Here is a 12167-nt window from a genome sequence, read left to right on the forward strand (position 1 = left end):
ACCCCGACCCTCTCCCCGTTCACGGGGAGAGGGTCGGGGTGAGGGGCCGGGGCGCGCGACGGAAAGGTCGAAAGAGCGAGGGCCCGGAGCGGGAGCGGCATTGCCGCTCGAGACCCCGAGCCCCTCACCCTGACCCTCTCCCCGCGCGCGGTGAGAGGGAGATCAGACCAGCGCCTTCAGCGCGCTGCGGCCGGCGTAGATCGCCGCCGGTCCCAGCTCCTCCTCGATGCGGATGAGCTGATTATACTTCGCGACTCTGTCCGAGCGCGCCAGCGAGCCGGTCTTGATCTGCCCGCTATTGGTGGCGACGGCGATGTCGGCGATGGTCGAATCTTCCGTCTCGCCGGAGCGATGCGAGATCACCGTCGTATAGGCGGCGCGATGCGCCATCTCGACGGCGGCGAGCGTCTCGGTCAGCGTGCCGATCTGATTGACCTTCACCAGCAGCGAATTGGCGACGTCCTCGTCGATGCCGCGCGCCAGGCGCTCGACATTGGTGACGAACACATCGTCGCCGACGAGCTGGATCTTGTCGCCGAGCGTGTCAGTGAGGAGGCGCCAGCCTTCCCAATCGTCCTCGGCCATGCCGTCCTCGATCGTGACGATCGGATAGGCCTCGGCGAGCTTGGCGAGATAGGCGACCTGCTCCTCTATGGTGCGCGTGACCTTCTCGCCCTCATAGACATATTTGCCGTTCTTGAAGAACTCGGTCGAGGCGACGTCGGCGCCGAGATAGATGTCCTCGCCCGGCACGAAGCCGGCGGTCACGATCGCCTCGACGATGATGTCGAGCGCCGCCTCGGCGGAGGGGAGATTGGGGGCAAAGCCCCCTTCGTCGCCCACCGAGGTGGAGAGGCCGGCCTTCTTCAGCGCGGCTTTCAGCGTGTGGAACACTTCCGCGCCCCAGCGGATCGCCTCGCGCACGGTGGGCGCGCCGACCGGCAGGATCATGAATTCCTGAAAGTCGATCGGATTGTCGGCGTGGGCGCCGCCATTGATGATGTTCATCATCGGCACCGGCAGCACGCGCGCCTGCACGCCGCCGATATAGCGGTAGAGCGGCAGGGAGGAGGCGTCGGCGGCGGCCTTGGCGACGGCCAGCGAGACGCCCAGAATGGCGTTGGCGCCGAGGCGCGACTTGTTCGGCGTGTCGTCGAGCTCGATCAGCGCCTCGTCGACCGCGACTTGATCCTCGGCCTCGAAGCCGACGAGCTCGCCCGCTATGTCCTCATTGACGCTCTGCACGGCGTCCAGCACGCCCTTGCCGAGATAGCGGGTTTTGTCGCCGTCGCGCTTCTCCACCGCCTCATGGGCGCCGGTGGAGGCGCCCGACGGCACGGCGGCGCGGCCGAAGGAGCCGTCCTCCAGCACGACCTCGACCTCGACCGTGGGATTGCCGCGCGAATCGAGTATCTCGCGAGCGTGAATATCGATGATTTCGGTCATATCGGGGCCTCTTTGGAGCGTCTGGCTGCGCGGTTGCGCGCGTTGTAGACCGAACCGCGCCGGGACGAAAGCCTCGAAAACCGGCGAAAGGCCGGTTCCCTGTTGCGTTTCCGGCGCTATTTCGGCGGCGCGCCGGCGAAACGCTCGAAATCGAAGGCCTCGACGTCGCGCAGCAGCTCGACGAAGGCGGTCGCCCAATAATCGGCCGCGGCCTCGCCCTTGGCGGCGCTGGCCGCCGCGGCGTCGCCGATCGCCCCTTCCTTGGAGAGGTCCTGCGTCTTCCAGCCGAAGCCGATCGGCCGATCGGCGCGCAACCAGGTGAAATCGCGCTCGAAATCGGCGCTGGCGGAGCGAAAATGCCGCGCCCGCGCCATATCGATGAAATCCGGCGCGAGCGCGAGCATCAGCGAGGTCTCGATCTCTCCGCCATGGATGCCGAGGCGGATCTCCTCCTCGCCGAACAGCCCGTCGGGATAGCCGAAGCGATGCCAGGAGCAGGCGACGGCGAGCAGCTCGGCCCGAATGCGCAGCTCCAGCGCCGCCTGGGAGATCAGCGCCGAGTTGCCCCCATGCGAATTGAGGAGTACGAGCTTGCGGCAGCCGGCGCGGGCGACGCCTTCGCCGATCTCGCAGAGAAGGCGCAGCGCCGTCTCATGCGTGAGGCTGAGCGTGCCGGGAAAATCGCCATGCTCGATGGAGACGCCGATCGCCTGCAGCGGCAGGAACAGCGCGTCGAGGTCGTCCGGCAGGCGGTCCACGACGCGCTCGATCATGCTGCGCATGATCTGCGAATCGACGCCGACCGGCAGATGCGGTCCATGCTGCTCGACGGCGGCGATGGGCAGCACGGCGATGACGCGCTCCATCTCGAGGTCGCGATAGTCGATAGTGGCGAGGTCGATCCAATAGCGGGACGGGAGCATGGCGGAGAGGGTAGACCTTTCGGGATCGCCTGGCCACGGTTATCGGCTTTCTCACGTCGGGTTGAGAAGAGACTGGCATTTCTGCTAAACCGGTGGCAGTCGATTGGAGATACGAGGTTGACCCATGCAGATTGAGTCGCGGCACGTAAATCCTGGGCAGCTTCTTCTTGATCCCAATAACTACCGTTTCCACGATCTCCCGGGCTACCGGCGCGTAAATAGAACGCGTTATGCGGAAGCCGGTGTCCAGGAGCGTGCTCTTCAATTCTTGAAAGATACTGCCGCATTCGATTTAAATGCGTTGCGGGATTCAATAATTTCAAATGGATTTGTTCCGTTTGAACAAATTGTCGTCGAAACATATATATCAGAGGGTAACGAGACAAAATACGTTGTAATTGAGGGCAATCGGCGCACGGCGGCGTTGAAAACGCTGCTTAGCGACGACAGTGGTGGATCTCTTGATCTAAAAAAAGAAATACTTACGACGATTCAAAATTTTTCCGTTATCGAAATTGTTGGGACCGACGCAGAGCGGTCTAATTATCAGAAAACCCTTATGGCAATTCGGCATGTGGCCGGAATTCGCGAATGGGGGCCGTATCAGCAGGCGCGTCTTGTCGTTGAAATGTACGATAATGAAGAAGGCGCATTCGGCCCGGTTGCGCAAAGAATTGGAATCACTGCGCGGGAAGTAGCGCGTCGATATAGGGCCTCGAAAGCTCTTGAGCAAATGGAGAAAGATGACGAATTCGGCGAATACGCGGAGCCGAGACTCTACACGTTCTTTCATGAGGCGGTGTCGCAGCCGAAAGTGCGTGAGTGGCTTTCTTTCTCGGATCAAAATTATGCAGCGGAAAATGCTGAAGCCCGCCGCATTTTTTACGAGCTTCTAAGTTCGCGAGAAATTGATGGAGTTAGAGCTGCCCCAAAGTTACAGAATGCCAGTCAACAAGTAAGGCAGCTAAAGGATATTGTTACGAAGCCTGTGCCTTTAAAAATTTTGGCGGATCCAGAAAAATCGTTTGAAGACGCGGTTCGCGCCGCAGAAGCAGAAACCCCTCAGGATGAAACAGGGGTATTGGAGCACAACTTGGGTATCGCGCTGCAGGCGCTTAGACAGCCGAGCATCGACGCGTGGTTGAGCCCGGACGATCGGGCAAGACAAATTTGGAAAGAGCTGGTTGGCGTGGTGGATAAGATTCGTAAGTTTATGCCTGATGACGAAAGCACGTGAAATAGTCACCCGACTTGAGGCAGTGATCGGCGTCGATGGCGCGCCCGTTCGCCTTGTCTCAATTATCGAAATTCAACTTGTCGAGCATTTCGGCTTGAGTGCCATCGAGGCAGCTGAGAAGGCAGAACAGTGCTCGTCTCAGGTTTCCCGTTTGATTTTTAAGCGGTTGGCGGAATCGGAAACTGCAGGCACGTCCCCTGTTTTAAATATTGTCGGATCAACTCTCGATACCGTTGTCGGGTTTTGTTATGTGCTTCCAACTGATCAAAGCTCCATTGCAGGTAAAAAGCAACAAAGGATTCATATCGACACATTATTGAAGAAAATTAAGGCGATAACATTTTCTGAGTTCGAGCTTTTCGGAAAGCGCATATTAGAGGAGTTGGGGGCAGGCCAAGCAACTGTCACCCCTCATGGCAACGATCAAGGTATCGATTTTTTTGGCCAATTTAGCTTTGGGCAGCTGAGCGATGTACCTCGCCCCTTCTTGCAACTGGCCCATGATGTGAAGCTGTTGTTTGCAGGGCAAGCCAAGCACTATCCAAATAGAGCAATTTCTACTAGTGTGGTGCGTGAATTGATTGGTGCAATTAGCTTAGCTAGAACAAAGACATTCTCTAGCGATGGAATTGATATTTTCGGAGATTTGGACATGAGGCCGTTTTCTCCAGTAGTAACGCTTTTGTTTACGACAGGAACCTTTTCATCTGGTGCTCTGCATCTCGCCGCCTCAGCCGGCATCATTGCCAAGTCAGGAGAGCAGTTGGCTGTATTCCTCGCTGATAGAGGAGTAGGAATGGTTAGAGGAGCAAGTGGCGTCGTCTTTGATGAAGCAGCGTTCGAGCGATGGCTAAGTGGTGATTCGATCGACGACGAGAATGGTATCGTCAACGAGTCTCGATCCGTGAAAGCAAACGGTCTCCAACGACAATCAAAGGAAAGCTCATGCCTTGTCTCGTCGCTAGAGGGATAGCCTGGATTGCGCTTATTTTCTTCGTTACCATTCCCGCCTCGGCCCTCGCGCTGGACAAGGTCTCCTTCGCCACCAATTGGCGAGCGCAGGCCGAGCATGGTGGCTTTTATCAAGCCCTCGTCGATGGCACTTACGCCAAATACGGCCTGGACGTCACAATATTGCAGGGCGGTCCGCAGTCCAACGCCCGGCTGCTGCTCGCCGCCGGCCGCGTCGATTTCTGCATGGGCGCCAATCTCAACCAGACCTTCTCGGCCGTGCAGCAGAAGGCGCCCATCGTCGCCGTCGCTTCCATGTTCCAGAAGGACCCGATCATCTTCATGTCGCATCCGGGCGAGGGTTTCGATCGCTTCGAGGATCTGCCCAAGACGACGGCCTTCATCGGCAATGACAATCTCGTCTCGGTCTATCAATGGCTGAAACAGGCCTATGGCTTCAAGGAAGAGAAGATCAAGCCCTACACTTTCAACTCGGCGCCCTTTCTCGCCGACAAGAAATCGATTCAGCAGGGCTATCTGACCTCCGAGCCTTTCGAGATCGCGCGACAGGGCGGCTTCACGCCCAATGTCTTCCTGCTCGCCGATTACGGCTATGACAGCTATTCGACGACGATCGAGACGCGCAAGGAGACGATCGAGACCAAGGCCGATCTCGTGCAGCGTTTCGTCGACGCGTCGATCATCGGCTGGTATCATTACATCTACGGCGACAATAGCGCCGCCAACGCCGCTATCCGCAAGGACAATCCCGAAATGTCCGAGGGCCAGCTCGCCTATTCCGTCGAGAAGCTGAAAGAGCGTGGCATCGTCGACTCCGGCGATTCGCTCAGCCTCGGCATTGGCGCGATGACCGACGCGCGCTTGCGCAGCTTCTTCGACAAAATGGCCAAGGCCGGCGTCTTCCCCGCCGATCTCGCCATAGCGCAAGGCTACACCACGCGCTTCGTGAACAAGAAAGTCGGGCTGGAGCTGCGACCTTCGCACGCTATGGGGGCGCAGTGACGGTGGGCGTCGCGGAGCCTCTGGTCTCGCTGCGCGGGATCGGCAAAAGCTTCGCCAATGGCGTCGCGGCGCTCGAGAATTTCGATCTCGACCTTCGCGACGGCGAGTTTCTGACCTTGCTCGGGCCGTCGGGTTGCGGCAAATCGACGGCGCTGCGGCTCATCGCCGGCCTCGCGACGCCGAGCGCCGGCGTCATCGATTGGCGTGACTCGGCCGCGGCGCACAACATCGGCTTCGTGTTTCAGGAGGCGACGCTGCTGCCCTGGGCCGATGTCTTCGCCAATGTCTATCTGCCGCTGCGCCTCGCCGGCAAGACGCGCGAGGCCGCGGCTCCGCTGGTGCGCGAGACGCTGGCGCTCGTCGGTCTCGCCGATTACGAGACGGCGCTGCCGCGCCAGCTCTCCGGCGGCATGAAGATGCGCGTCGCCATCGCCCGCGCGCTGGTCACGCGGCCCAGACTATTGTTGATGGACGAGCCCTTTGCCGCGCTCGACGAGGTGACGCGCTTTCGCCTCGGCGACGATCTTCTCGCGATGAAGCAAAGGCTCGATACGACGATCGTCTTCGTCACCCATTCCATTTACGAGAGCGTCTATCTCTCGACGCGCATACTGGCGCTTTCCGCGCGCGGTGGCGCGACCGTCGATGCGATCGACATAGATGCGGCGATCGCGCGCGACGAAGAATTCCGCACCAGTTCCGAGTTTGCGCAATATTGCCGGCGCGCCTCCGCCGCTCTCCGCTGCGCCTATGGGGAGGAATTGCGATGAGCGGCGCACGCGCCAAAAAGACGCCCTTGCTGCGCGATGCGATATTGCCGCTCGTCGTGCTGGCCTGCGCGCTCGCCGCCTGGGAAGCGGCGGTCTATTTTTGGGATATTCCGTCCTATGTGCTGCCGGCGCCGAGCCTCATCGCAGCGACGCTGGTGAAGGACCGCGCGATTCTCTTCGCCTCGCTCATCGTCACGCTGAGGACGGCGCTGGAGGCGTTGGCGCTGGCGACGATCGGCGGCGTCGCCCTGGCTCTGCTCATCTCGCGCTCGCGCTTGATGGAGCGCGCTCTCATGCCTTTCGCCATCGTGCTGCAGGTGACGCCTATCATCGCCATAGCGCCGCTGCTGCTGGTCTATCTCGCCCCCGCCGAGGCGGTGCTGGTCTGCGCCTTTCTCGTCGCCTTCTTCCCCATTCTCGCCAATACCTCGCTCGGCCTCGCCTCGGTCGATCGCTCATTGGTCGAGCTTTTCGATCTCTATCGCGCCTCGCCCTGGCAAAAGCTCGTCCTTCTGCGCGCGCCGGCGGCGCTGCCGCAATTTTTCGCCGGGCTGCGCATCGGCGGCGGCCTCGCGCTCATCGGCGCCATAGCGGCCGAGCTGGCGGCCGGCGCCGCGGGGCAGGGGGCGGGCCTCGCCTTCCGCATTTCGGAGGCTGGCTATCGGCTCGACATTCCGCGCATGTTCGCGGCGTTGGCGCTGGTCTCGCTCGCGGGGATTGTCATTTATGCGGGGCTGACGGCGCTGTCGCGCCTCGCGCTCGTGCGCTGGCACGAGAGCGCGCGCGGGCTGGAGGATTAGCGCATCCTTCTCCCCCCCCTTCATGGGAGTAAGGATTCACGCCTCACCGTCCGACGCCCACTTGCGCGCAGCGCGAATCGGCGGTCTTGAAATAGATCGGATCGCAGGGCGAAAAATCCTCCGGGCACATTTTCTCGCAGAATTGCACGGGGACGGCGACATAGGCCTGGGCCGGCTCCGGCTCGCGGGGGAGCCGCTCGGCGGCCTGCGCGGCGCCGAGAACCCCGAGCAGAGCGCAGACGAAAACAATCGAAACGCGCATCATGATTCCTCCGACAATTGGAGCGAATCAGCGATCTCCGCGCGCTTCGCCCACCGCGTCGACCCCATATATATCGTTGCGGAAATGGACTGTGCCATTCGCGGAAGCCCATCCGGTCATATACACCCACACTACTGGCACGGGCTTTGGCAGATTCACATCCTGGCGCTCGCCGCCGATCTTGGCCATGATCGCGGCCTTGTCCCATTGTCCGCCCGGCGCGCCGCCGACGCCCTCCAGCAGCCAGGCCGCGAGGTCATAGACGCCTTCGACGCGCACGCAGCCATGCGAGAGAAAGCGATAATCGCTCGCAAAGAGCCGCTTGCTCGGCGTGTCATGCATATAGACGGCGTGCTTATTGGGCATTGCGATGCGGATCGAGCCGAGCGAGTTCTGCGCGCCGCTGTCCTGGCGCAGCGTGTAATTGGCGGCGCGCTCGCTCGCCCAATTGATCGATTTCGGATCGACCTCGCCGCCGCGATTGTCGAACACGCGAATGCGCGCCTTGGCGAGATAAGACGGGTCCTTCTGCATCTTGGGCATGATCTCGTTCTTGATGATCGAGACCGGGACCGTCCATGTGGGATTGAGATTGACCGCGCCGATTTTCGCCTCGACCTCGGGCGAAGGATGCTCGACATCGCCGACGATCGCCGTATAGCGCCGCGCGACATGGCCGTTCTCCACGGCGTCGACGGCGGCGGAGGGGATGTTGACGACGATATAGCGCGGGCCGAAGGGGAAATCATTGCCGGCGAGCCGCTGCGCCGAGGAGGCGAGCTGGCGGAAGCGCACCGAGGCCGGAATGTCCAGCTCGCGCAGCGTCGCGCCGGCGACCACGCCGGTCTGCCTCAGCCCCATGCGGAATTGAAAATGTTTCACCGCTTGCGTGAGGCCCGCGTCCCAGGCCTCGCCGCCGGCGGCCTCGGCCGGCAGATCGCCCTCGGCGGCGAGGCGCTTGCGCAGCGCCGCCACCGCCTTGCCGCGCGCGCCGGGCTGGAGCGTCGTTCCGACCTTCGGCCAGCCGCCGGCGTCGGCGATCGCCGCATAGCGCTCGGAGGCGAGCGAGGTGGCGAAGAAGGTCTCGGGCTGCAGCGCCGGGGTCGGATCGTCGGAGAGCGCCATCTCGCGCGGCGGCGCAGGCTTGGGCTTGGGTTTCGGCTTTGGCGCGGCCGCCGTTCGCGGCGTCGTCGGCGCGGCGCCGCCGGGCTCGGCGGGGGCCGCAGCGGGAGCCGGCGCGGGCGCGGCGGGTTGCGATGTCGCGGCCGGCGCCGGGGCGGGCGCCGCGGCGGCGGTCGGCTCCGCGGCCGTCTGCGCCAGCGCGGGAAGGATAGGCGCGGCGAGCGAGGCGGCGGCCGCCAAAGTCGTGAAAGCGAGACGAAGCTGTCGAATCCGTAACTTGTGTCGCATGTCGTTCCGCGCCAGAATCGCGCCCGAAAGTCGCCGATGTATTGCTTTATCGGAGCTTTTCCGCCTTGCGAGGCCCGCGGTCAACCCGCCGGGCGCTCCCGTGGCGATATTCCGCGAAAGGATTTTCGAAAGATGCGGCGTTTTTTTCGTCTTTTTCTCGCGGCCATCGGGCTTGTTCTCGCGGTCTGCCGCGGCGCTTCGGCCGCGCCCGCCCTCGAAGCGAGCGATGTCGCGGAGCTCGTCGATCCGATCATGACGGAATGGATCGACCATGGCGGCGCTGGCGCCGTGGTCATGGTGGTCGATCGCGACCGCACGATCTTCGCCAAGGGCTATGGCCTCGCCGACAAGGACACGAACCGTCCCTTCACAGCCGGTCGAACGCTCGTTCGACCGGGGTCGATCTCCAAGCTCTTCACCGGAATTGCGGCGATGCAGCTCGTCGACGAAGGCACGCTCGATCTCGACCGCGACGTCTCCGACTATGTCGGCTTCGCGATCCCGACGCCGCCCGGCGGCCGCCCCGTGACCTTGCGCCTTCTGCTGACGCATCGCGCCGGTTTCGAGGAACATTTCAAGGATCTCTTCTCCCGCGCGAGCGAGCCCATGCCGCTCGCCGCCTGGGTCGCGAAATCGCTTCCGCCGCGCATCTTCCCCAATGGCGATGTGACCGCCTATTCGAATTACGGCATGGCGCTCGCCGGCTATGTCGTCGAGCGCGTCTCCGGAGAGAGCTTTCCCACTTATGTCGAGCGTCACATTCTCACGCCGCTGCGCATGGAGCGCGCCACCTTCCGTCAGCCTCTGCCAGAATCGCTCGCGCCGCTGATGGCGAAGGGCTATCGCGGCCTCGGCTGGCCGCCGCTCGATTATTTCGAGACCATAGCCGCGGCCCCGGCCGGCGCCCTCGCCGCGACGGGCGAGGATATGGGCCGTTTCATGCGCGCGATTCTGAATGGCGGCGAGCTCGACGGCGCGCGGATTCTCCCCTCCGCGCGGCTGGAGCAGATGCTGACGCGGGATGCGCCGGGCGGCGAGCTCGGGCTCGTCTTCATCATGCGCCGGCTCGGCGGAGCCGAAGCCGTCGGCCATGGCGGCGGCACGCAGGCATTCTTCAGCGATCTGGAGCTGTTTCGCGAGAGCGGCGTCGGCGTCTTCGTCTCGCGCGACGGCTTCAGCGATCAGCAATCGCCGCCGGATGTCGCGCAAGCCTTGGCGAAGCGTCTCGCGCCGGAGGAGGCGCCCGCGGCCGCGGCGCCCGCTGATCCCCGGCTGGCGGGCGTCTATCGGGGAAGTCGGCGGGCGGAGACCAATTTCATGAGCGTCATGGCCTTGGCGTCGCAGCAGCTCATTCGGGTCGAGCCCGATGGTGGACTGAGGCTTCTGCCGGCTCTCTGGCCCTTCGGCGCCGGCCGCGCGATGAAGCCTGTCGGCGCCGATGTCTATGAGGGGCCGGGCGGCTGGCGCTTTTCCGCCGTTCTCGGCGCCGAGCCCTATCTCGACGGCGGCGGGCAGCGGCTCATGCGCGCGCCCTGGGCGATCGACGCTCGCTGGCTCGTCCCCGCCTTCGCGGCCAGCGCCGCCTTTGCGCTGTTCTCGCTGCTCGCATGGCCCGTCGCCGCGCTCTGGCGGCGCTGGCGCAAGCGAGCGTCCGACCTGCCGCCCGCGGATCGCCGATGGCTCGTCATCGTCAGGCTCGCGGTTCTCGCCGATCTCCTCGTGATCGCGGCCCTAGCGACGCTCGCCGCGCGCAACGACGCCAGCCTCTTGAACGATGCGTTAGATCCGGCGCTGATCGCGATCTATGCGCTGGCCTGGCTCGGCGCGCCGGGGGGCGGGGTCGCGCTCTTCGTCGCCGTCGACTTCTGGCGCCGGCGCGTCGGCGGGAGATGGACGCGCCTCCATCAGAGCGCGCTGGCGGCGAGCGGGCTCGTCATCGGCTATGTCTTTCTCGTCTTCCACGTTGCCGGAACGACGCTGAATTATTGAGCGGAGGTTCGACCCGTCATGCGGCGAAGCAGAGCGGTGGCGGCCTCCAATTGACAGTCCGCTCCGGCCGAATAGGGGAGGTCGTAAGGAGACGCTAGCGTCGGCTCGACGCCGACTCCCTCCAGCGTGGCGCCATCGACCTCGACAGTCTGCACTGCGAGCAGCAGCAGACTGTCGTCGTCGAGCAGAAAAGCTTGGCCACCCGCCACGGCGCCGGCGGTGCGGCTTCCGACGAGCGGCACGCCGTTGGCGGCCAGCGAGTGAGCCAAGACCTCGGTTCCGCTGCGCGTGCGATGGTTCACGATCGCGACCATCGGCCTGCCCCAACGTCCCAAGCGGCTCGACCGCCGTCGTCCGTCGCGCGAGGTGGTGACGAATTCGGGGGCCTTGCCGAGGAATGTGTTGACGGCGTCGGGGCGCGCGCCGCCCCAGCGGCAGCGCAGATCGAGGATGAGGCCGTCGGCCGAGGCCAGAGGCTCTTGCGAGAGCGATCTGTCCACCTGATTTCGGATCGCCTCGGAATGATAGGCCCACATGCGAAGATAGGCGAAGCGCCTGCCTTCACTCTCGACGATTCGCGCGCTCTTGCGCACGCTCGCGAGAAGAACGTCCGACGGCCGCAGCGACGCGACCTTGACGGAAATTTCGACGAGCGGCGCATCCTTTCGCCTGCGGACGGAGACGATCCTCTCGGCTCCGAGCGGGCCGCTCATCGGGTCGTTCGGGCGAAACGGCTTCCCGTCGAGGCCGACGATCTCGTCGCCGGCGAGAAAACCCGCCGCCTCGGCGGGCGTGTCGGCATAGACGGCGGTCACGAAGCTCGCGGAGCCGAAAGTCTCGGTCGCGATGCCGACGCCGGCATAAACAACCGCGCCGTCCGGCGGAAAGGCCGCGGCGAGCGTGCGCGGACCTCGCGGACGGTAGATGTCGAGATTTTCGTAGTAATCGAGGCTCGATGGCGCATAGCGCGCCGTGTGCGAGAGGCCGAGTGCCGCGAGGAAATCGTCGATGGCCCTCGTCGCCTCGGCCGGCGTCGCCGCCGCCTCGAGAGCGTGCCTATGCGTCGCCAGAGCCTCCTCGACTCGCGCGGGAAAAATGAAATTCGCCCTAGCGAGCTCGACGACCTGCGCGCAGACAGCCGCGGGCGCGTCCGCAGGCTGCGCTCGCCCGAGAGCGGAGCTCAGCGACGCCGCCGCCAGCGTTCCGGCGCCGCGAATGATCTGTCGACGGGTTTGCATAGCCCCCTCATTTTCAAAAAAGCGCTCGAATAAATCCGAGCGCGAACATGAGCGCGTGCTGTGTTCTATTTGCGGCGCCGGAACGCTGGCGGCGGCGTCGCTGAGCTCCGCTCTCGGG

11 protein-coding genes are annotated in these 12167 nt (G+C 63.6%); 6 read left to right on the forward strand and 5 right to left on the reverse strand.

The window, feature by feature from the left end:
• Positions 1–162: 162 nt before the first annotated feature.
• Positions 163–1446 carry a phosphopyruvate hydratase gene (eno, locus tag C5689_RS17760; RefSeq protein ID WP_108918571.1) on the reverse strand — a complete coding sequence of 428 codons (1284 nt, stop codon included), beginning with the start codon at positions 1444–1446 and terminating at the stop codon, positions 163–165.
• Positions 1447–1562: 116 nt separating this feature from the next.
• Positions 1563–2369, reverse strand: coding sequence for a creatininase family protein (locus C5689_RS17765; protein ID WP_108918572.1), 807 nt, complete (start codon positions 2367–2369; stop codon positions 1563–1565).
• Between the two features lie 124 nt (positions 2370–2493).
• Between C5689_RS17765 and C5689_RS18295 the strand changes: the two genes are divergently transcribed.
• From C5689_RS18295 to C5689_RS17790, 5 genes are read left to right on the forward strand one after another with little or no spacing between them, the layout of a single operon-like run.
• Complete coding sequence (locus C5689_RS18295; RefSeq protein WP_146188422.1) at positions 2494–3606, forward strand: hypothetical protein; 1113 nt, start codon at positions 2494–2496, stop codon at positions 3604–3606.
• Positions 3590–4579 carry a restriction endonuclease gene (locus C5689_RS17775; protein WP_108918574.1) on the forward strand — a complete coding sequence of 330 codons (990 nt, stop codon included), beginning with the start codon at positions 3590–3592 and terminating at the stop codon, positions 4577–4579. Before C5689_RS18295 ends, C5689_RS17775 begins: the two co-directional genes overlap by 17 nt.
• Positions 4552–5580: an ABC transporter substrate-binding protein gene (locus C5689_RS17780; protein ID WP_108918575.1), complete on the forward strand. Its 1029-nt coding sequence runs from the start codon at positions 4552–4554 to the stop codon at positions 5578–5580. Before C5689_RS17775 ends, C5689_RS17780 begins: the two co-directional genes overlap by 28 nt.
• A gap of 2 nt (positions 5581–5582) precedes the next feature.
• Positions 5583–6350 carry an ABC transporter ATP-binding protein gene (locus tag C5689_RS17785; protein ID WP_108918576.1) on the forward strand — a complete coding sequence of 256 codons (768 nt, stop codon included), beginning with the start codon at positions 5583–5585 and terminating at the stop codon, positions 6348–6350.
• Positions 6347–7150, forward strand: a complete 804-nt coding sequence (locus tag C5689_RS17790; protein WP_108918577.1) for an ABC transporter permease — start codon at positions 6347–6349, stop codon at positions 7148–7150. The genes C5689_RS17785 and C5689_RS17790 overlap by 4 nt, the downstream gene beginning before the upstream one ends.
• A gap of 43 nt (positions 7151–7193) precedes the next feature.
• Here C5689_RS17790 and C5689_RS17795 read toward each other — a convergent pair whose 3' ends face one another.
• Positions 7194–7415, reverse strand: coding sequence for a hypothetical protein (locus C5689_RS17795; protein WP_108918578.1), 222 nt, complete (start codon positions 7413–7415; stop codon positions 7194–7196).
• Between the two features lie 24 nt (positions 7416–7439).
• Positions 7440–8822, reverse strand: a complete 1383-nt coding sequence (locus tag C5689_RS17800) for a L,D-transpeptidase family protein (protein ID WP_244594781.1) — start codon at positions 8820–8822, stop codon at positions 7440–7442.
• 132 nt (positions 8823–8954) lie between these two features.
• Between C5689_RS17800 and C5689_RS17805 the strand changes: the two genes are divergently transcribed.
• Positions 8955–10811 carry a serine hydrolase domain-containing protein gene (locus C5689_RS17805; protein WP_158271834.1) on the forward strand — a complete coding sequence of 619 codons (1857 nt, stop codon included), beginning with the start codon at positions 8955–8957 and terminating at the stop codon, positions 10809–10811.
• Here the strand turns inward: C5689_RS17805 and C5689_RS17810 are convergent.
• Positions 10805–12049, reverse strand: a complete 1245-nt coding sequence (locus C5689_RS17810; RefSeq protein ID WP_108918581.1) for a S41 family peptidase — start codon at positions 12047–12049, stop codon at positions 10805–10807. The two genes, C5689_RS17805 and C5689_RS17810, sit on opposite strands and share 7 nt — an antisense overlap.
• Between the last annotated feature and the right edge of the window lie 118 nt (positions 12050–12167).

The organism is Methylosinus sporium (genome assembly GCF_003113265.1).
Taxonomy (GTDB): Bacteria; Pseudomonadota; Alphaproteobacteria; order Rhizobiales; family Beijerinckiaceae; genus Methylosinus; species Methylosinus sporium.